Here is a 20,409-nt window from a genome sequence, read left to right on the forward strand (position 1 = left end):
TGGTTATTGCTGGGAGTGGCTTGTCCGCGTCCGGTCCAGTTTGTCCTGTGGGGCCGGTATTATCGCCAGCCGCTTTTGCGCTGGCTGCTTTCCTGGGGCCGCCATCACACGATTCGGATCGACGACGAAGTCCAGCGGCCGCATACAGTGGAAGCCTGCTTGCAGCAGATAGCCGCCGCGCTGCGGTCCGGTCAGGCGGTGGTTCTGTTTGCGGAGGGGAAGCTGACACGGTGCGTGGCCATGCGCCGCTTCGGGCGAGGGCTGGAACGGGTACTACGCTTGGCTCCGGAGGCGGTGGTGGTCCCGGCGGGGATTTACGGCCTGTGGGGGAGCTGGTGGGCGCCCAGCGGCGGGCGGGCCTTTGGCAAACTTCCGCGCTGGCGCCCCCGCGTCTGGATCGGCTTTGGTTCCCCCTTGCCCCCGACCCTCTCCGCGGCGGATTACCGCCAGGCTGTGCAGGAGGTGCTCTGCGAGCTAGCCATCCGGGACAGCGATTACCTCCTGGCCCTGCCGCGGGTTTTCGTGCGCCAGGCGGCCCGGCTCCGCTTGCTGGGGCGGCCCTGCATCATCGATCATGCCTCCGGCAGCCGCCGGGTCTTGAGCTGGGGGAAAACTTACGCCGCCGCCTGCTGTGTTGCCGACTATCTCCGGTCCCGCCTCGGCTCGGACCCGCATGTGGGTGTGTGGCTGCCGACCGGTCTGGGCAGCGCGCTGGCCAATCTGGCGATCGCTCTATTGCACCGCGCCGCGGTCAATCTGAATTACACCGCCGGGGCCGCCGCCGTGCACTCGGCCATCCGGCAAGCCGATCTCCGCCTGATCGTTACGGCCCGGCGCTTCCTCGAACGTTGCCCGCTGAGCATACCAGAGGGTGTCGCCCTCGTGACACTGGAGGAGATTCTCGACAGCGTGACGTCATGGCAGCGGCTGCGGCATTTCCTCGCCGCTCTACTCCTGCCGGGCTGGCTCCTGGAGCGCCGCCATCGCTTGCACCGCCTCCGCCTCGATGACGTCCTCACCATCGTTTTCTCCAGCGGCAGCACCGGGGAACCGAAAGGAGTGATTCTGACGCACCGGAACGTGGGATCGAATGTGTTCGCGGCCATCCAAACGATCGAGATTCAGCGGCAGGATCGGCTCTGCGGCGTGTTGCCTTTTTTCCACAGTTTCGGCTACACCGTCTGCCTCTGGGCGCCCCTGGCGGCAGGATGCCGAGCGATCTATTACCCCGATCCGCGAGCGGCTCAGGAAGTCGGGGCGATCGTGCGCCAGGAGCAAGCGACCATTCTCTTGAGCACCGCCACTTTCCTGCGGTTTTACCTGCGGCGCTGCGGTCCGGACGATTTTCGCAGTATCCGCATCCTCATCTGCGGCGCGGAGAAGCTGCCCGTGGCGCTGCAAAAGGAGTTCGAGGACAAATTCGGCGTCCGCCCACTGGAAGGGTACGGCTGCACGGAGCTGTCCCCGGTGGTCTCCACCAATCTGCACGACCTGATTGTGGGAGACGATGTGCAGGTGCGGAATCGGCCCGGCACGGTCGGCCAGCCGATTGTGGGCGTCGCGGTACGAGCCTGTGCGGTGGAGCTGCCGCATCGCCCGCTGCCTGTGGGAAGCGAAGGGGTGCTCTGGGTCAAGGGGCCTAACGTCATGGCCGGTTACTTGCATCAGCCCGCCAAGACGGCCGAGGTGATCCAGAACGGCTGGTACTGCACGGGAGACATCGGCTGCCTCGATGCCGACGGGTTCATCCGCATTACGGGCCGGCTGTCCCGCTTTGCCAAAATTGGCGGGGAAATGGTGCCTCTGGAGCGGCTGGACGAAGAGCTGCACGAGATTCTGGAGGCGCGCGGCGAACGCTATCTGGCGGTGGCGGCCATCCCGGATGCCCGGCGGGGGGAACGCCTCGTCGTCTTGTACCTGGCCAGCATCGCCGACCGGTTGGAAGCTACCCTCTCCGCCCTGGCACAGCGCGGCCTGCCGCCCCTGTGGATCCCCGACCGGCGGGATTGCTTCCTCGTGGACAGCATGCCCGTTCTGGGCAGCGGCAAGCTGGACCTCAAACGGCTCAGCGAAGTCGCCCAGGAACTGGCCAACCGCTGAGGGAAACCGCGGGAGCTTCGCCGCTCGGCTGTCCGCTCTGGACTGCCCGGATGGTTCCGATGGCTCTCCCGATGCTCCTGGCGGTGCCCCCCTCTCCCCTCGTTCCCCTCGCTGCCTCGAGCCGGGCATTTCCGGCACAATTTCCTGGGGCGACGAGTTCACCCATGCTAGCCGATTTGGCCAGGAGACTAGGTCATGGGAAACCTGCGCGACGATGAGCCGCCTGCCGCTTCGGAGAGGGCTGCTTCCCCGGAGTCGGAGAGGGCTGCTTTTCTGGAGCGTCTCCGCCGTTGCCGGGTGGTGCTGGTCCGGCCGCATTACGCCGGCAATCTGGGGGCCGTGGCGCGCATCCTGCGCAATTTCGACCTGCACGATCTGGTGCTGGTGGCTCCACGTGCCACACCGCAGGACCTGGAAGCCCGGCGCCTGGCGGTGCATGGCCTGCCGATCCTCGATGCCGCCCGGATCGTCCCGGACCTGGGGGCAGCGCTGAGCGATTGCGTCTACACGCTGGCCACCTCCGCCGAGACCGCTGGCTTACAACGCCGCGGGCGGATCGCACCCCCGCGCCAGCTCATGCCCGTGCTCTGTCAGGCTGCCGCTGCGGGACCCGTGGCCCTGGTCTTCGGCCCGGAACCCCACGGCCTGACGCTCGAAGAGGTCAATCGCTGCCACGGCCAGATTTTCATCCCCGCTTCCCCGGCCTATCCCGCTCTCAACCTGGCTCAAGCCGTCGCCATCTGTTGCTACGAATGGTACATCCACTGTCAGGAGCAGGTCGCCGTACCCTCCGCTCCTCATCCCGACCGCCAGGCGGCCACGCATGCCGAGTTGGAACGGATGTTCCGCCATCTCCGCCAGGGGTTGGAAGCGGTGGGTTATCTCTTCGGCGACCGGCAGGAGGTGTTGATGAGTGCGGTCCGCCATCTCTTGGGGCGTGCCCAGCCTACCAAGGCAGAAGTCCGCATGCTCCACGGCCTGGCGCGACAACTGCTCTGGATTGCCCGCCGAGCCGGACGGCCGTTACCGCCTGATCTGCCGGAGTCCTTTCCTCCCGACCCCCTGGCCGGCGAGCTGTCCCCCTCTCCTCCTTCGGACTCCGCTTCACCTCCGACCCCGCCTTCTTGATACCGCTCAGCGCATCCCGTTACTCACCGTGCATCTCTCTGCTTCGCCGATCTTCCTGCTTCCGCCTGACGCTGGAGGGAAGAAGATGCGCGAAGGGAGCCACTGAAGAAGAAGATCAGCGATGGAAACCACTGACGGAGGGCGCAGCGGCGGCAGAGGGTGGCGGGAGTTGGTCGTAGGCGTACCAGCCGAGGGCGGCACGCAAGCGGACGCGGGCTTGATGCCAGGCGGCCACCTGTTCGATCAGTTCGGCTTCGGCGAGGAGGCGTTGCCAGCGGATTTGGGCTTCGTACACCTCGGCGTTGGGTTGGCCCGCTTCCCGGCGGCGCAGCGCTTGCTCCAGCCGCTGGTCCCACAGTTGCAAGCGCTGACGGGCGGCTGCCACCCGGCGTGTCTGCTCCGGCAAAAGCAGGGCGGCGGTTCGGGCCTCATCGGCGATGGCCCGCTCCCGTTGTTCCAGCAGGAGGCGGACCTGTTCCCGCCAGCGCTCGACCTGGTTGGCCAGGTCAGGTTGGGGCCGCTTGTGCCGCAGGACGAGGGCGAGCCAGCCGCTTCCTCCGCCCTCTCTCCCCCGGCGCAGTCCGCCAAAGGGGCGCGGCTCCGCTGCCATCCCCCCCAGCTCCCGCCATTGGGCCGCCGTCTGGACCGTGAGATGATCCCGGACGAGCCGCCAGGCGCGCAATTCGGGCCGATCCGCCAGAGCCAGGACCGCCGCCTGGTCCGGAGGCAGGCTTTCCTCACTTACGGCAAAGTCATCCACTGGCCAAAATTGCTCGCTCAACGGTTCCGCCGGCCAGTCCAGGCGCCGCTTCAACTCGATGTTCAACAGCCGAATGCCCAGCTCCAGTTGTTCCACCTGATCGCGTAACTGGCTGCGTTGCAAGAGGAGGTCTTCCGGTTCCAGAGGGTAAGGGATTTTCTCGGCGCGGGCGATTTGGGCTTTGGCCAACAGGGACTCCACCACGGCCAGGCTCTGGCGCAGAAGGGGCCGGCGCGCCTCGGCGGCCGCAAGCTGATAGTAGAGGCTCAGGGCGTCGGCCACCGCTTGATTGCGGCTTTCCAGAGCAGCCAGGTAGCGGAAGCGCGCATCGAGGCGATCTCCCGCGATGGTGCGGTTGGCCGCATCCCAGGAGTTGGCCAAGGCTGCGGCTGCTGCCGCCCGCTGCTGGCACTCCCGGACGCTGAGCAAGCGGTAACTGGAGGCGGGGCGCTCCTCGGCTGCCGCTGCTTCTCGTTCTGGCAAGCCGCGGCCATCCAGCACAGGCGGGGCGGGGCGGGTCAGCACGCGGGGCAGTTCGCGGCTGACGGGTAAGGCCGTCGCCGGCAGCGGAGCGGTGGGCAGCATGTCCCCTTGGGGCGTCCAGCATCCCCCCAGCGCGATCAGCCACCAGCCGCTCCAGCCTCTGGCGCGCATCGACCATCCATGCCTTCTCGGACCGCTCGGCGCAGTCGATCCCCGTGTTCTTCTTTTCGGCCAGTATTACGCGACGATTTGAACTGTTTTGCCCAACACTCCGCTTCTACCGCCTTTGCGGAAACGAGAACCTGTTCTGGAGCGGCGGTTTTGTGCTGGCGAGCGGGTGGAAAAGGGTGTACAAAGAAGGGGGAATGAGGGATGGGATGCCGCCACCGTTTAGCACTGTGGCATTACACCTGGGGCCATGATGCCGCTTCGATCCGCGCTCTTTCCAACTCCAGCCAGCGGGGAAACGGCGGGGTCGCAATGCCATAATCTGATCCTGTGCTGGCAACGAGGTACTCTGTCATGACGACTCCGGATGCCTATGATGATGCGGGCCGCTCCAGCGGCCTGTCGGCGGATTTTCGCGCTGCGGTCACGGCGGAATTGCTAGAGCGCGACTACACGGTGGTGGAATGGGAAACGGAAGGGGTCCATGTGCGGGGACCCGACGACGAGGGGGAACAGTACCTGGGACTGTCCAATCTCTATCGCCGGGCGCAGGGGGTCGCACGGGCGGACTGGCCTCAACTCATCGGCGATTTCCTCGACCACCTGGCCAGTATCAGCGAAGGCCCCAAGCTCCCGCAGTCGCTCGATACCTTGACCGCGCAACTCCGCCCCCGCTTAGGTCCCCCCTTCACCCGCGAGCTGAAGGCCCAGCCCTGGAGCATCCCGCTGCCCGGCACGCCGCTGGTCATCTCCTTGGTCATCGACTTTCCCCATGCTATGGCTTACGCCACCGAGGAGATGGTGCAGAACTCCCAAGCGTCCGCCGAGGAACTGCTCGAGTGCGCCCTGGACAATCTCCGCCAGGATACACCGGAAGATTTCCTGCAACCGCTGAGTGAAAACCTGGAGCTGTTGCTCGGCCACACCGGCGATGGATACGATGCCAGCCGTGCTCTGATCGTCGAGGAGCTGCTCCCGCAGGACGCCCCCGCGGGTCTGTGGCTGGCCCTGCCGAGCCGCGATGAACTCTACGTCTGGCCCGTCAGCCCCCAAGGCCTTCAGCACCTTCCCTATCTCAAACTCTTCGCCCAGGACAACTACCATAAGCATCCCTACCCCATCAGCGATGAGATTTTCTGGCTCTACGAGGGACGCTGGCATACCTTTACCATCCGCTTCCAGGCACCGGACACGGTCTCGATCAGTCCGCCGCCGGAATTCATCGAACTGCTGGAAGACTGGGCCGGTTCCGACGACTTGGAGAACAACCCCTAGCCGCCGCTTCTCCTCGGTTTCTGACCTTTTGGGTCTCTGGTTCCACGCCAGTGTAGCTGCGGGGCTAGTCGCGGTGGGTCCTTGACGGGGCATCAAGAGTCCGCTTTGTCACCCTGAAGTCCGCGGAACCTTGCTACCTCCCCTGCGGTGTGAGATACCTTCCGCTGGCCGGGTAACTTGTGACACGCCGGCCCTTTATTGCTTAGCGACCGGCTGATATAATGAGGCTGCTTTGTCAGGTTTGCCGGAACAAGGGAGGCAGGACCATGCACAGGCCAGGCGACTCTCCCCCCCCTCGCCGTTATTGGTTCTGGATGATTGCCCTGCTGGCCGGAGGCAGCGGCCTGGGCAGCTCCGGGGCGTGGGCAGCGGCGGAGCCTTCCCCGACGCCGAAGGCCCTGGAGGTTCAGCCGGAGGACCTGCAACGGGCGCGGGCCTTGGTGCAACAGCTCGGCAGCGACAGCTACACCCAACGGGAGCAAGCCCAGGCGGAACTGGCAAAAATGGGCCGCCTGGCCCGCACCGCTCTTCAGGAGGCTTTGGCGGCGCATCCAAGCCCGGAAGTGCGCCAGCGGTGTGCTAGCTTGCTGCCCGCCGCCATCGAGGACGACATCAAAGCCCGCCTCGAAGTTTTCCTGGCCGACACCGCTGGCCGCTATCAGCATCAGCTTCCCGCCTGGGACCAATTCCGGGCCGTGGTGTGTGACGAGTGGCGTTGGTGCGGCTGGACCCTCGGACGGCGGGCAGACCTCGAACCGGCCGCACGCAAACTCTACGCTGACATGCTCCGCTCACCCGCCAATCGCCAGCTTCTCTTTTTATGGGATGATTCTCACGGCAGCCTTAGGAGCGCTTTGGCGGAGCGCCGCCTGGAGTTGATCAATCGGCGAAACGCTCCGGGGGTCATTATCAACAGCCAACTGGTGAGCATGCCCCGGTGTTCGCCCGGACTGGTGGACTGGCTCACGGTGCTGTTTCTGGACTATCTCCATCCCACTCCCCCAGGGGGGCGTTCCTCCCTGGCGGCAACGATGATGAATAGTCCTGTGCGTGACGCATTGCGCCAGAATGACGCGATTGGGGAGGCCGTGCGCCACCTCACGCTGGCCTGGGCTGTGAACCAACGCGATCCCCAGGAGCTGTATTACCTGGTGCTCAATGCGGACAATCTGGGGTTCCCCGCCTGGACTGTTCCGCTGGCCCAACGCCTGCTCCGTCATCCGGCCGCGCCAGTCGGCTACAAGCTCCAGGCGTTCAACCGCCTCCTCCAGCAGCCCCACCCGCGGCTCCTGCCCTTGCTCGAATCCCTCTTCCGAGATGAAACCGTCGTGGCCAATATGACTATCATCCGCACGGTCAATGGCCAACAACTGCGGGAGAATATCCTGGTGCAAATGCGCGATGCGGCCCTGGCCGCCGCCTTGCAAATCTGCCAAATCTCCCCGACCGATTATGGCTTCATCGACCGCCTGCCGCAGCAACAGAAGACGGCCTTTGTGCAAAGCCGTTTCTACTTCCCGGATGACAAGGTCCGGCAGCAAGCTTTCGCGCGCTGGCAACGGGAACGGCCCCAACCTCCGCCGTCCCCCTGAAGGTCCGCCGCTCTGAAAGTCCGCCCTGGGATCGTAGGGTCTCCTTGGAATGCCACAAACGTGTCCGGCTGGGCTAACCGATGCTGACGGGTAAAACTTCTCAAAACTCTCCACATCCTGCACCTTTGGAAAGGATGAGTCTTCCCATGAACTGGCGTTACGGTGCTCTTGTGCTGGCTGGGGCGTTGGCCCTGAACCTGGCTGGAATTGGCGGGCTGGGCCGCGCTGCTTCCCCGGACCCGAAAGATTTGGCCGTTCCCCCCGAAGTGCTGTCGAAGGCGCGGCTGCTGATCCAGCAATTGGGCAGCGACTCCTATCGGGAACGGGAGCAAGCCCAGGCGGAACTGGCGAAGATGGGCCGCCTGGCTCGACCTGCCCTGCTAGAAGCGATGGACCAGCATCCCAATCCGGAGGTCCGCTTCCGAGCTTCCCTGCTCCTGCCGCGCGCTAGTGCGGAGGACCTCAAGGCCCGCCTGGAGGCCTTCCTGGCCGACACCGAGGCCCGCTATGAACATGCCCTGCCGGGTCTGAGCCGCTTCCGCAAGCTGGTCGGGACCGATGTCAAGGCCCGCAATCTCTTCGCGGAGTTTGTCAAGTCCCCGTCCAATCTCGAATTGCTCACGACGCTGGAACAAGGGGATGCCGCTGCGGGGCGCGCCGTCGCAGACCGCCGCTATCTTCTCTTTGCCCAGATGCAAGGCCAGCGCATCCTGCCGAACGGCCAGATCATCCACGAACCGCGGCAAGTCAGCTTTGCGGACATCGCCTGCCTGCTCTTTGTCGAAGCGCTGGTACCGAGCAAGTACATTCCCTCCACGCCGGTGTTCGGCCACGTCGGCGGCTCGATGTTCTTGCAGCAACCGGCTTCCCATGCTGTGCTCAACAACCCCTCCGCCGCTCATCACGAAGCCTACCGTCGCCTCGTGGGAGCCTGGCTGGCCAGCCGCGACGATCCGAACGAATGGAACAATCTCGTCCACATGCTGGGACCGGGCGGCGTGCTCCAGAACTTTCCCCAGGCCCAGGTGCTCCTGCGCCGCATTGCGAACAGTGACACCGTCCCCGGCTGGTCCAAAGCTCAGGCTTTGATCCACCTGGTCCGGCGCAATGGCCGGGCGGAAATCCCCACGCTGCTGGCGTTGTTCCAGGACGACACCACCATCACGCAGGTCTGGTTCGGTAATCCGGGCCTGCCGAATCAACCGCCGATCCAACACGAATTGCGGCTGCGTGACTTCGCCCTGGCCTGCATGCTGTATCTGACCAATCAGAGGCTGGCCGACTACGGCTTCCGCTTCCCGCCGGGGCAGGCCCTACCGGCCAATCAGCTCTCTTACGGCAACTATGCGTTTGACAGTGAGCAGGCGCGGCAGGCCGCCTTTGTCAAATTCGGCTTCTGGCTGCTGAAAAACGGGATGCCCGAGGCGAACACGCCGCCAACTCCGCCGTCCGGCTCCGGGAGAGAAACTCCGCCGGCTCCGAGCGTGCCGCCCCGCATCAAGGTGCCCCCCGGTGGCATCAATCCACCCCCCGTCATCAAGCCGGAGCGCTGATCTCGGCCCAACCCTCGGCCTGTCCTCCGCTTGATCTCTGGCTGGCCTTCCCTCTGAAGTGGCTCCCCTGATTGCCGATCACGGGGCCTTGCCGGAGCTTACCCGCGCTCGGAGGGGGAGCGTTAGGGCTGGCCTAGGGGAGCGTTAGTGGCTGGTGTTAGGCCAGGGGACTGTCAGGGGCCGGTGCTGGCTCAGGGGAGCGTCAGTGACCGATGTTGGTCCAGGCGGGAGGAACCACCTGGCCGCTGGCGGCTAAGGCCCGAGCGCTGACCTGGAGCACGCGGACAAACCCTTCGCTATCGGCGTGGTCGAATTCCCCTACTGCTTCCATGCTGGCGTTGCTTTCCGAGTACAACTGGTGGGGCACATCCTCGGCGGCGAGGAACTCCACGCGGCCTTTATAGAGCTGGACGGTGATGGTGCCGGTGGCCAGGCGGGTGAGCGGGGCGAGGGCGGCGCGGGCCATGTGTGAGGCCAAATCGAAGCCGTAACCCTGGTAAATCTGCCGGGCCATAAACAGGGACAATGGATCGAACAGTTCCCGTCCCCGGCGGTCCAGGATCAACTGCAACAGGAAGGCATAGGCGCTGCCGAGCAACTCCATGCCGGGAGCCTCGTACACGCCGCGGGACTTGATCCCGACAAAGCGGTTCTCGACGACATGGGTGCAGATACCCACGCCATGCCGTCCTGCTAGGGCGTTCGCCCGGCGGATCGCCTGGAAGGGACTGAGCAACTGGCCGTTGATCGCCGTGGGCACCCCCTGGACGAAGCGGATAGTGACGGCTTCCGGTTCCGCCGGTCCCTGGGACGGCAGCACGCCCATGCCCGGCTGCACAAACCAGGGGCTAGTCGTCAGATGTTCCAGTTTTCCCGCTTCGTGGGTCAGGCCGAGGAGGTTGGCATCCGTCGAGTAGGGGGCCTCCTTGCTGGCTTTGATGGGCAGCTTGCGAGCGAGGCAGTAGTCGATCATTTCGGCCCGTCCGCGGAACTGCTGGAGGAAGGCGGGGTCGCGCCAGGGGGCATAGACGGTCAGCTCCGGGGCGAGCATGTTGGTGCACAATTGGAAGCGGACCTGGTCGTTCCCGCGGCCCGTCGCACCGTGTGCCAGCACGCGGATGCCTCGGCGGCGCAGCTCCGGCACCATCCCGGCCACGATGACGTGCCGGCCGATCCCGGTCGTGTTCCAGTACGCCCCCTCGTACTTGGCCTGGAACTGGATCACCTCGATCCCCGCGGCGGCGATCATGTCATGCAACGGTAGAGCGACGAAGTCCGCGGCTCCGCACGCCCGCATCCGCTCCTCGATCGCCCGGAAATCCGTCTCGTCCGGCTGGGCCATATCCGCCGTGAAGCACACCACGCGCACGCCTTGCTCCGTCAGCCAGCGGGTGATCGTGCAGGAATCCAACCCGCCGGACGCGGCAAACCCCACCGTCTGGCCCTTCAAATCGGCTACACTGGTCATGACTCGGCTACCCTCACCTTCGGACTCTTACGGTAGCGGACCGCCTCCTGAACGCGGACCGCCCCGGCTTGTCCTGTTTCCCACCATCTCCGCTTCCACGGGACCCAGGCCACCCCGTAGCACCGCGGCGCTCCGTCACGATATGATTACATAAACCGCCGCTTCTGGCATCACACGCCCCGCTCCTTTCCTTCGAGGAACCGCTGTCCACCACCGTCCATGAACCGCTGTCCATCACGAACCATTTTCTTCCAGGAACCGTCATCGTCCATGAACCATCCCTTCTCCCCCGATCCTTTCCCCTCCTATCCTTTTGACCAACTGCTGGTACCGCAAGGGCTTCACTTCCAACTGATCCATCACGCTCGGCTTGCTCTGCCCCACGAATGCTGTGGCCTGCTGGCGGGGCGCATCCACCGCGGCCAGGCATTTGTCACCCATGTTTTCCCCTTGGGTAATGCTTTGGCCAGTCCCACGGCGTATCTGACCGATCCCCGCGATCTGCTGCACGCCTTCCGAAGCCTGCGGCAACTCCGCTGCGATTTACTCGCCTTCTACCACTCGCATCCGACCAGTCCGCCTTGGCCGAGCCGGCGGGACCTGGAGCAGAACACCTACGGCTCGGAAGTGCTGCATGTCATCGTCAGCCTGGCGGAGGAAGAACCGGAGATCGCAGCTTGGCGGCTGTTTCCGGCGAGCTATCAGGCCGTACCCTACCACCGCCTGGCTAGCTGATCAGGCACACGGTTCGTCCTCTGCTGGGGAAGAAGGCGCTGGACTCGTCGGTCCCTCTGGCTCAAGCAGCCATTCCCAGCGCTGTTGTTTCCGGCCCCGACTCTGGCTGATTCGGCACATGGTCGCAAAGGGGCAGAAGCGGGTGCATTCGCGTTCCCGCGGCGCCAAGGGGAAGCAACCCTGACGGATGGCGGTCACCACTTGTCGCAGGCGTTGCACGGTCCGTTCCCGGAAGCGTTCCCAATTCGGGCTTCCCGCGTCGGTGGATGAGCGTCCTCGGTACGGCGGCCACATGATCTTTGGACCGGCCCCCGTGACGAACCAGTAGATCAATCCCCGCACCGGCGGCGACGTTCCTCCACCTTGGGCCAGCTTCTCCCAAGCGAGGGCGTACACCGGCAATTGCAGTCGCTCCAGGCGCTCCACCTCCGCCGCCGTGTAGCCAGATCCCCGCCCCGTCTTGTAATCGATGATCCAGATGCCGGACCCGGCCAGGTCCTGATCCACGCGGTCGATCCGCCCGCTCACGCGGATACTCAGGCCGGCCGCCTCCACCTGGCAATCTCGCTCGCCGGTGCCGAACCCTTCCTCAAACGCCACGGGTTGGGGAACCAGTCCGGCCTTGTGGCATCGCCCCATCAGTTGCCGCCATTGCCGCCAGTACCGCCGGGCATAGCTTCGCAACCGCACTCCCTCCCACCGCCAGATTTCCCGGACCAGGCGGCTATGCCCTTGCGGCAGTTGCCGCTCCACCTCCTCCGCGATCAACTCGGCCAAGCGGCGGACCCAGGGCGGCTCCGCCTCGTTCCCTTCCGCTGTCTGGGCGGTGTCATTCTCGCTATCGGCAGCCTTCCCGGCCTTGTCCCGCCTCGCTGCCGCTTCCGCGGCAGCCTCCGCCGCCAGTTCCTGGATCAGCGCGCGGTCCTGCCCGTGCTCCGCCAGTTCCCGGTGGAAGCGGGCCAAAGCCTCATGCAGCACCACGCCCCGGCGGGTGTGTTCGATCTCTTCCGCAGGGTCCGGCAGCCTCTGCAAACCGAGCACATGCTGGGCGAAGAAGCGGAAGGGGCAGGATAAGTACGTCTCCAGCGCTGTCGGATTGAAGAGGCACTGGTCGTCAAAGAGCTGCTGGACCATGCGCACGGCGGTGGGGTTCTGCAATCGGCCGTCATACGGCGTGTACTCCGGTCTGGCCCAGCGGGCCTCCACCATCTGTCGGGCACGCTCCAGGACCTGCTCGATCTCCTCCGTCACAGCCGGATAGGAGCGGCGATCCGCCTTCCGCCCCCGTGCCCAGGCGTGGGCGTATTGCACCCGCTGTTCCGCCGCACTCAACGGTTTTTGGGTCCAGTAGCCATCGAGCAGCATTTTTTGTTGCAGGACGGTCAGCGGCTGCGTGCCGAGCTGTTCCCGCCACTGCTGAACGAAGGCCGCCGGAAGCAAGGACTCGCCATTGGCATCGAAGGCGGCATAGCTGAGGACCAGTTCCTGGCGGGGTGCAGCGGTCAGAGTGGCAAAGAGCAACTGCTCGCTGGCGAAGCGCTGCTCCGCGGTTTCCAGAGGCAGACCGGCTTGCCGCAGGCGCTGGCGCTGGCCGTCCGCGAGCAGGGTCTCCCGCCGGTTCAACCTTGGCCAGCTTCCCTCGCCCATATTCAGCAGCACCAGGTAATCACACTCCAGCCCCGCCGCTTCTTCCGCTTCGACCAGGCGGACCGCCCCGGTTGCTCCGCTGCTACCGGCGGGTGTGTATTCCCTCAGCGTTACGACACGTTCCACGTATGCCGCCAACTCCGCCCAGCTCTGCACCCTCTGCCGCTGGAGTCCGCCCGCCAGGCTTTGCCACAATAGCTCCACCACCACCTTTTCGTCCGCGTCCAGCACTTCGGGGCGCAAACCCAAACTCTCGGCAAACCCACGCAGGCGTGCCAGCAACTCCCCTTCGGATCGGACGAGACTCACCTCCGGCTCTGTCGGGCCAGCCTCCCCCTCCGCGCTCTCTGCCACCTCGGCAGCGGCCAACTCCGCTTCCTCCTCCGAGACGGCGGTCTTTTGGTTCCCGATTCCCACGGCATCATAATGCCGGAATAACTCCCGCCAAAAATCTTGACACTGCAATGCCAGTTCCGGCAAGCGCTGCGACGGGCTTCCCTCTTCGTCGCTGTCTTCCGCGCTGGAATGGGGAAAGTTCTCGCGGGAGATTTTGGCGGAAGTTTGCGACTCGTTTTCTGCCTTGGCTGGGCTAACCTGCGGCTCACTTTCCTGGAGGATTTTTTGGGCCTGCTCGGTCCAATAGCGAATGGCGTTTTCCAGCGCCCGCCGCCCGCGGGGGATGCCGAGTCGCCGCAGAAATGCCTCCGCTGCGTAGCGCTGCTCGTCGTTCTCGTCCCAGGCGGGCCGGAAATAGCTGTGTCGCAGGAGGGCCGTCACGTCTCGAAAGCGCCAGTGCCGCGCCGCCACGTGCAGAGCGAGCAGGAAGAAACCGACCACGGGATGGCGGATCAGGGGCAGCCGCCTGTCCACCGCCAGAGGCACGGCATACTCCTGGGCGACCTCGTCGTACAACTCGGCCAGCCGCCCTTGGCTATCGCGGGTGGCCAGGAGGATCCGTTCCGCCGGCACCCCCTGGTCCAGCCAGTGCCGCACCTGCCGGGCGATCAGGCGTGCCTCTCCCAACGCACCCGCCGCTTCGATCAACCGGAGCTGTGCAGGGAAGGAAGGCGGCGGTGGTGCGGAACCGTCGGCTGGTAGAAGGATGGGCTGGAGTTTCTCCGCGGCGAGAAGGGACCAGCCGTGATAGTCCAGTCCCGGCCCCTGCTGGACTTGCGGCGCTTCTCCCCACACCTCGATGCCGCTTTCTGCCAGGGCTTCCAATAGCATCGCCGTCGAACGGGGCAATTCCACATAGCCGGTGACGATCACACCGCGTAATTCGGAGAACGGCTCGCGGCGGTTCTGATACCAGAGGTCCGCTGCCCGGAACTGCCGCTGGGCCTGGCTCAGCGCGTGGGCTTGCTGGCGCCGCCGGTCATACTCCCGGTACAGCAAGGCCAACTCCTGCAACGCCTGGCCCGCTCCACCTGCCAGATTCTGAAGCGTCTCTTCCCAGAGCTGCGGTGAGATGCCCGCTTCTTCCAGTTCCGCGACCGTTCCGGCCAGACGTTCGACAAACCCCCGCTTATCCCACACACGCTTGTAATAGTGCAAGGAGGACTGGCACTGCTGAAGGGTGTCCCACACCCATTGCCGCCGGTCCCCTTCGCTCAGCTCCGCGAAGCTCCCCGCATGGTGATGCACCAGGGCATCCGCAAAACTTTGCAGGTCTCGAATCTGATCCTGCGCTCTTTCCCCGCGGCGCTGGCGCCGCTGTTCCGCCTGCCTGCGGCTGGCTGTCAGCCACAATACCCTCGCTTTGCCGTAGCCGCGCTGGAGCCGTTCGTATTCCTCCTCCAGCCGCTGCCAGCGCGCCGCCCGCGAGGGGGACAAGACCAGCCGGATCATCTCCGCCATAACTTCCACCTCTGGGTTCTTTCCTTCTCCTGCAACTCCCGCGATTTCTGCACTTCCTCCGCATACGCATCCGTGCAGCAGCGAACGCCTCGGTTGGCCTTCCGCAAGCTGATCCCACCTCGGTTGGCCTTCCGCAAGCTGGCCCCACGCCCTGATTGTACCACGTGATCCCGGTCCGCACCTTTGTACCACACGACCCCGACCCGCACCTCCGGACTGACCACCGCCGCCCCCTCCACCCTCTTCCGCCTTCCTCCCGCGAGCCGGGAATGGCTCCGCCCTCTTTGCTCGAAGAGAGCTTGGCGGGAAGAGGGGGGTTTTTCTGCCGTTCTCATCATCCTCCCCCACTGCCGATTTTTTTGGATTTTTTCCTTGACAGGGCAATTTTTAGTGTGCATATTTCCATATATCGCAGCTTCCCGTTCAAGGAGGCTGTTTGACAATCTGGTATTCTATGATCATGTTTACAGATAATATGTGGACATGGTCACAGGCCCAGAACGGAGGAGGACGCCATGTTTTTGAGCAATCGCCAGCAACGGTGGGGGACGCAGCGGGCCGAAGGCGGGATAGGCCGGATCGGGGCCGGAGCGCAAAGAGGCCGGAGCGGGACCGGAGCGAGAAGGGTGTGGAGGACGTTGGGCGAAAAGGATCACAGGGTGATGAGGGCGCTGCTCCAGGTCAGGCCGCCGCCGAAGGCGACGAGTAGGAGAGTGTCGCCTGGCTGGCAGCGGCCAGTTTCCAGAGCTTCATCTAGGGCAATCGGGACGCTGGCGGCGGAGGTGTTGCCGTATTTGTCGAGATTGACCATGACTTTGGAGGGTGGAATATGCGTGGCTTCCAGGGCAGCATCGATGATGCGCTGATTGACCTGGTGGGGAATGAGGATGTCGAAGGTGGGCAAGCCGAGTTCCCGGCAGTCCAGCTCCGCTTGCTGGATCAATTCGATCATGCGGGTGACAGCGAAGCGGAAGACTTCCCGTCCGGCGAGGCGGAGGTAGTCCAGGCGCTGGGGAACGGTGGCACCGGGCGGGGGCTGGGGCGTGACCCGGCTGGGCACCTGGATCAGTTCCTGGCGGGAGCCGTCGGCGTAAAGACGGATGCGGCGAATGCCACGGGGGCCAGCCGGTTGAGCCGAGAGGACCACCGCGCCGGCCCCGTCCCCGAAGAGGATGCAGGAGTTGCGGTCCGTCAGGTCCATGGCCCGCGTGAGCACCTCAGTCCCAACGACCAGCACGTGGCGGGCTGCCCCGGTGTACACATACTGGCTGGCCACGGACAAAGCATACAGGAAGCCCGAACAGGCCGCCGACAGGTCAAAAGCGGGGATATGCCGGCATCCCAGGGCCGCCTGAATGAGGCAGGCAGTGGCGGGACACATCAGGTCCGGCGTGACGGTGGCGCAGACGATCAGGTCCAAGTCCTGGGGGGCCAGGCCGGCTTTTTCCAGAGCGTGCCGGGCGGCTGCCGTTCCCAGCGTGGCCGAAGTTTCTCCAGTGCCGGCAAAGCGGCGGGCGCGAATCCCCGTCCGCGTCCGAATCCACTCATCGGAAGTGTCCAAATTGAGGCTTTCCGCCAACTCATCGTTGGTGACACTGCGGGCCGGCAAGCAGCGGCCCGTCCCCGCAATGACCGCGCTGTAAGAAATACCCATCGAAATCAACCTGATCCTGAGCCACACCCGCGGTGCTCTAGCCACCGCCGCATCATTCCGAGCATTGCTATCGGTGTAGCAAATTGTCAGTACAACTTCCACAAGATAATTCCGGGCAACTGGATGGCGGGCGATGTAGGATAACGTCAGATTCGATACCGGGGGGTGTTCCATATGAGCCGGCAGCCTTCTGAACCATGGTACGCTGATGGCCTGGCCTTTACCTGCACGCGCTGTGGGGATTGCTGCCGGGGAGCGCCGGGGTATGTCTGGGTCAATGAGGAGGAGATCGCGGCGATCGCTGAGCATCTGGGGGAGGCGGCGGACCGAGTGCGGGCGATGTACACGCGAGCGGTGCGGGGCCAGCGCTCCTTGCGGGAACGGAGCAACGGCGACTGTATCTTTTGGGATGCGGCCAAAGGGTGCACCATCTACCCCGTGCGTCCGCGGCAATGCCGCACCTGGCCGTTCTGGGCCAGCAACGTGGCCAGCCCGCAAGCCTGGGAACGCACTTGCCAGGTCTGCCCCGGCTGCGGCCAGGGGGAAGTGATCCCGGCGGAAGAGATCACCCGGCGGGTTCAGGTCATCCGGTTATGACGGGCAGCGGCCCAGCTCTTCCCCGACCTCAACCCGGCGAGGTAGAGGGGGTTGCACCGCCAGCAGGTGAGGATGAAGCCGGTTGCTCCCGTTCGTAGTGGCAAGTCACGGTCGTAGTGATCCCCCCGCGCGGGGTCCACTTGGACACCACGGTGCAACGGCGGGGTTGGCAAGCCGCCACGAAGTCATCGAGCAAGCGGTTGGTGACCTGCTCGTAAAAGATGCCCATGTTGCGGTAGCGCTGCAAATAGAGCTTGAGCGATTTCAGCTCCACGCACCATTGGTCCGGGACATACGTAAAGATGATGGTGCCGAAATCGGGCTGGCCGGTTTTCGGGCAGACACTGGTGAACTCCGGGCAGACAATCTCGATCGTGTAATCCCGTCCTGGCCGCGGGTTGGGAAAGGTCTCCAGTTGATCCGCACTCGGCGTGGCTGTCGGTTCCATAGGGCACTCCCCAGAGGGAATGGAGCAGGTTATGATGATACACTGCGGTTTATCGTAGGCTGTGGCGGCGAGGGCGGAAGGCGGATGTTCTCCAAGCGGAAGGCGGATGTTCTCCAAGTGGTGGAGGCGATGAGCCGATGGCGGGCAAAGCGGTGGTCCTTCTGAGCGGCGGATTGGACAGTGCCACCACCTGCGCCCTGGCACGGGAGGAGGGGTACACGGTTTATGCCTTGTCCGTGGATTATGGCCAGCGGCATCGGATTGAGCTGGAGCGCGCCCGGCAATTGGCCCGCCGCTTGGGAGTGGCCGAGCATCGCATCGTAGCCGTGGATTTGCGTGCTATCGGCGGCTCCGCCCTGACGGCCGACATTCCTGTGCCCAAGGACCGCCCGGCAGAAGCCCTGGCCCAGGGCATTCCGATCACCTATGTACCGGCCCGCAATACCCTGCTTTTGGCTCTGGCCCTGGGGTATGCGGAAACCCTCGGGGCATTCGACATCTTCATCGGAGCGAATGTGCTCGACTATTCGGGCTATCCCGACTGCCGGCCCGAATTTCTGCGCGCCTTCGAGACCCTGGCCCAACTGGCCACCCAAGCGGGCGTCGAAGGGCGCGGGCGTTTCCGCATCCATGCTCCCCTGCTGTACCTGACCAAGGCCGAGATCATTCGCCAGGGACAGCGGCTGGGTGTGGATTACGCCTTGACCCTCAGTTGCTACGATCCCGATCCGCAAGGGCGTCCCTGCGGGCATTGCGACGCCTGCCAGTTGCGGAAGAAAGGGTTCGCCGAAGCGGGCATTGCTGACCCTGCCGAAGCCGGATTGGCTAGCGCTTCCCCTGCCGTGCTGGAACAGTCCGCCGGTGCACTCCCTTGAACTTCGTCTGGGGCAGGAAGACAGCGAGGCAGAGGAGGCGCAAGTTCGCGCCGTCAGGCCGCTGCCGACACCGAGGAGATCGCCATGATGCGCTATCTGCCAGCCCAGACTCTGGGGATTGCCGCCCTGATAGCGGGGGGCGTGTTAGCAGGGTGCGGCTTATGTGCTGGAGCTGATTGGCCGCAATTCCTTGGCCCCAACCGGGACAATAGCACTCCCGAAAAGGTCCAACCTTGGAAGGGGGAACTCAAAGCACTCTGGCGGCAGCCGCTGGGTCCCGCCCATAGTTCGCCGGTGGTAGTCCAGGGAGTGGTCTACGCTTTTTACGAACCCGCGGGGAAAAACGCCGATGCCCTGGCGGCCTTCGAGGCCCGCACGGGCAAACGCCTGTGGGAGAACAGTTACGAACGTGCGGAATTCAAGCCGCTCTTTGGGGCTGGTCCTCGCTCCACGCCGCTGGTCCATCAAGGCCGCATCTACACCTACGGCGGCACTGGCATCCTCGCCTGCTGGAAGGCACAAGATGGCAGCCTCCTCTGGAAGGTCGATACTTTAGCGGAGTTCCAGGCCCGCAACCTTTTCTTTGGCGTGTCTACCTCGCCGATCCTGGTCGAGGGAGACAAAGTGGTAGTGATGGTAGGCGGTCCGCAAGCCGGCATCGTGGCTTTCGACGCCCGCACAGGCCAAACCGTCTGGAAGGCCACTCAGGAACCAGCCAGTTATGCCTCGCCCATCTTCGCCCGGCAACAGCTCATCTTTCTGGGAGGTTCCCACCTCCTGGGACTGTCGCCGCAGGGACAGTTGCTCTGGAAGTTCCCCTGGGAGGGCCGCGTTGGAGGGCTGGTCGAATCCTCCACCACTCCGGTTTGGACTCACGATCTGGTGATCGGCAGCACCGTCACTTCAGGAACCGTAGCATTGCGCCTGAATAACAAGGAGAAGCAAATCCAGCCGGAGAAGGTGTGGGAAAACAAGCACCTGACCTGCTATTTCTCGACACCGGTTGTGGTCGGCGATTACCTGTACATGATCAACGGAGCGGCCAGCCTGCTCAATCCGAGCATTACCCTGCGTTGTGTCGAGGTGAAGAGCGGCAAAATTGTCTGGGAACGCAAGGATGTGGGGCGCTACCATGCCGCCCTGTTGCGTTGCGGACCGCCGGGAGAAGAACATCTGCTGATGCTCGATGACAACGGCCATCTGATTCTCCTGGCGCCGGATCCCAAAGGGTACAAGGAACTGGCCCGGAGTAAGGTCTGCGGTCCCACCTGGGCCCATCCCGCCCTGGTGGATGGCCGCCTGTATTTGCGCGATGAACAGGAGCTGCTCTGCATTCCTCTGTCTCTGCACTAAGCGGGCTAGCAAGGAATGCCGGAATCTTTCCTTCGCCTGGATCGAGAGCCACGATCGTGATCATCGGACTGCTGTTGTCCGCCGGTTTGATCCTTCTGGGAGTTGGGGCCGGTTGGGGCCAGATACGGCTCTATCGGCGTCTGCGGGAGCAACCCTTTTTACCGGCGGAGGATCAACGGCACTATCGCGCTCAGGGGCGGCGGCGGCTGGTGATTTCCGCCCTGCTCACGATCATCGGCAGCATGATCGGCGGCTACTACCTCAGCGGCATGGATGAGCGGCTGGTGGCTATCCCGGAGCGGCAGCGCCAGGCCGCGGCTCAGGCCGGTGAGCATCCTCCCAATCCGGCTCAGGAAGCGGAGGCCGCCGCCGATCGCCGCTTCACTCGCCTGGTTGGCTATTACTGGATTGCGGTTATCGTGCTGCTGGGGGTTGTGGTGATGCTGGCCAGTATCGATGTCATCGCCACGCGCCGCTATTGGATGGCTCGTTATCGCGAGTTGCAGGCCGACCATCAGGCCAAACTCCATCGGGACCTGATCATCTACCGTCAGCGGCGGCTGGAAAAGCGCTTTCGCCCCTTGCCCCGCTCGCCATCTCCGGGAGACCCCCCGCCGGATGACGCTGGCACTCCGCCTGCCTGATCCGGTTCTAACCCAAGCCTTCGCTTCTTTCGATTTTCGAGAGTTGGCGGCATCCGTATCCGACGGTATGGA

General features: G+C 64.4%; 15 protein-coding genes. 10 read left to right on the forward strand and 5 right to left on the reverse strand.

Translation table 11 applies throughout. The features are described 5' to 3' along the window. A partial coding sequence (locus H0921_RS12005; RefSeq protein WP_194538381.1) for an AMP-binding protein occupies positions 1 to 2,100 on the forward strand: 2,100 nt, incomplete at its 5' end. Between the two features lie 195 nt (positions 2,101 to 2,295). Continuing rightward, positions 2,296 to 3,228, forward strand: coding sequence for an RNA methyltransferase (locus H0921_RS12010; protein WP_194538384.1), 933 nt, complete (start codon positions 2,296 to 2,298; stop codon positions 3,226 to 3,228). Positions 3,229 to 3,343: 115 nt separating this feature from the next. Here H0921_RS12010 and H0921_RS12015 read toward each other — a convergent pair whose 3' ends face one another. After that, the gene (locus H0921_RS12015; RefSeq protein WP_194538386.1) at positions 3,344 to 4,642 is read right to left on the reverse strand and encodes a TolC family protein; all 1,299 of its coding nucleotides are present in this window, start codon (positions 4,640 to 4,642) and stop codon (positions 3,344 to 3,346) included. A 351-nt stretch (positions 4,643 to 4,993) separates the two neighbouring features. Here H0921_RS12015 and H0921_RS12020 point away from each other — a divergent pair, with 351 nt between their 5' ends. From H0921_RS12020 to H0921_RS12030, 3 genes are all read left to right on the forward strand, one after another. Further along, positions 4,994 to 5,914, forward strand: coding sequence for a hypothetical protein (locus H0921_RS12020; RefSeq protein ID WP_194538389.1), 921 nt, complete (start codon positions 4,994 to 4,996; stop codon positions 5,912 to 5,914). Positions 5,915 to 6,180: 266 nt separating this feature from the next. Next, positions 6,181 to 7,506, forward strand: a complete 1,326-nt coding sequence (locus H0921_RS12025) for a hypothetical protein (RefSeq protein WP_194538391.1) — start codon at positions 6,181 to 6,183, stop codon at positions 7,504 to 7,506. A 146-nt stretch (positions 7,507 to 7,652) separates the two neighbouring features. Then, positions 7,653 to 9,059 (forward strand): hypothetical protein, encoded by a 1,407-nt coding sequence (locus H0921_RS12030; RefSeq protein ID WP_194538393.1) that lies wholly within the window; start codon positions 7,653 to 7,655, stop codon positions 9,057 to 9,059. Between the two features lie 202 nt (positions 9,060 to 9,261). On the opposite strand, the gene argG is transcribed toward H0921_RS12030, so the two are convergent. Beyond that, positions 9,262 to 10,527, reverse strand: coding sequence for an argininosuccinate synthase (gene argG, locus H0921_RS12035; protein ID WP_194538396.1), 1,266 nt, complete (start codon positions 10,525 to 10,527; stop codon positions 9,262 to 9,264). 270 nt (positions 10,528 to 10,797) lie between these two features. Here argG and H0921_RS12040 point away from each other — a divergent pair, with 270 nt between their 5' ends. Continuing rightward, positions 10,798 to 11,262, forward strand: coding sequence for a M67 family metallopeptidase (locus H0921_RS12040; RefSeq protein WP_194538398.1), 465 nt, complete (start codon positions 10,798 to 10,800; stop codon positions 11,260 to 11,262). On the opposite strand, the gene H0921_RS12045 is transcribed toward H0921_RS12040, so the two are convergent. Both H0921_RS12045 and H0921_RS12050 read right to left on the reverse strand, forming a co-directional pair. After that, positions 11,263 to 14,766 (reverse strand): PD-(D/E)XK nuclease family protein, encoded by a 3,504-nt coding sequence (locus H0921_RS12045; protein ID WP_194538400.1) that lies wholly within the window; start codon positions 14,764 to 14,766, stop codon positions 11,263 to 11,265. 652 nt (positions 14,767 to 15,418) lie between these two features. Continuing rightward, positions 15,419 to 16,420 carry a beta-ketoacyl-ACP synthase III gene (locus H0921_RS12050; protein WP_194538403.1) on the reverse strand — a complete coding sequence of 334 codons (1,002 nt, stop codon included), beginning with the start codon at positions 16,418 to 16,420 and terminating at the stop codon, positions 15,419 to 15,421. Between the two features lie 174 nt (positions 16,421 to 16,594). Here H0921_RS12050 and H0921_RS12055 point away from each other — a divergent pair, with 174 nt between their 5' ends. Then, on the forward strand, positions 16,595 to 17,017 hold the full coding sequence (locus H0921_RS12055) for a YkgJ family cysteine cluster protein (protein ID WP_194538405.1): 423 nt from the start codon (positions 16,595 to 16,597) through the stop codon (positions 17,015 to 17,017). Between the two features lie 28 nt (positions 17,018 to 17,045). On the opposite strand, the gene queF is transcribed toward H0921_RS12055, so the two are convergent. Continuing rightward, the gene (queF, locus tag H0921_RS12060; RefSeq protein ID WP_194538407.1) at positions 17,046 to 17,465 is read right to left on the reverse strand and encodes a preQ(1) synthase; all 420 of its coding nucleotides are present in this window, start codon (positions 17,463 to 17,465) and stop codon (positions 17,046 to 17,048) included. Positions 17,466 to 17,602: 137 nt separating this feature from the next. Between queF and queC the strand changes: the two genes are divergently transcribed. From queC to H0921_RS12075, 3 genes are all read left to right on the forward strand, one after another. After that, positions 17,603 to 18,340, forward strand: a complete 738-nt coding sequence (gene queC / locus H0921_RS12065; RefSeq protein WP_194538410.1) for a 7-cyano-7-deazaguanine synthase QueC — start codon at positions 17,603 to 17,605, stop codon at positions 18,338 to 18,340. Between the two features lie 84 nt (positions 18,341 to 18,424). Continuing rightward, the gene (locus H0921_RS12070) at positions 18,425 to 19,693 is read left to right on the forward strand and encodes a PQQ-binding-like beta-propeller repeat protein (RefSeq protein ID WP_194538414.1); all 1,269 of its coding nucleotides are present in this window, start codon (positions 18,425 to 18,427) and stop codon (positions 19,691 to 19,693) included. A gap of 56 nt (positions 19,694 to 19,749) precedes the next feature. Continuing rightward, positions 19,750 to 20,337, forward strand: coding sequence for a hypothetical protein (locus H0921_RS12075; protein ID WP_194538415.1), 588 nt, complete (start codon positions 19,750 to 19,752; stop codon positions 20,335 to 20,337). The last annotated feature ends 72 nt before the right edge of the window (positions 20,338 to 20,409 follow it).

The sequence above is a fragment of the Thermogemmata fonticola genome (assembly GCF_013694095.1).
Lineage (GTDB): Bacteria > Planctomycetota > Planctomycetia > Gemmatales > Gemmataceae > Thermogemmata > Thermogemmata fonticola.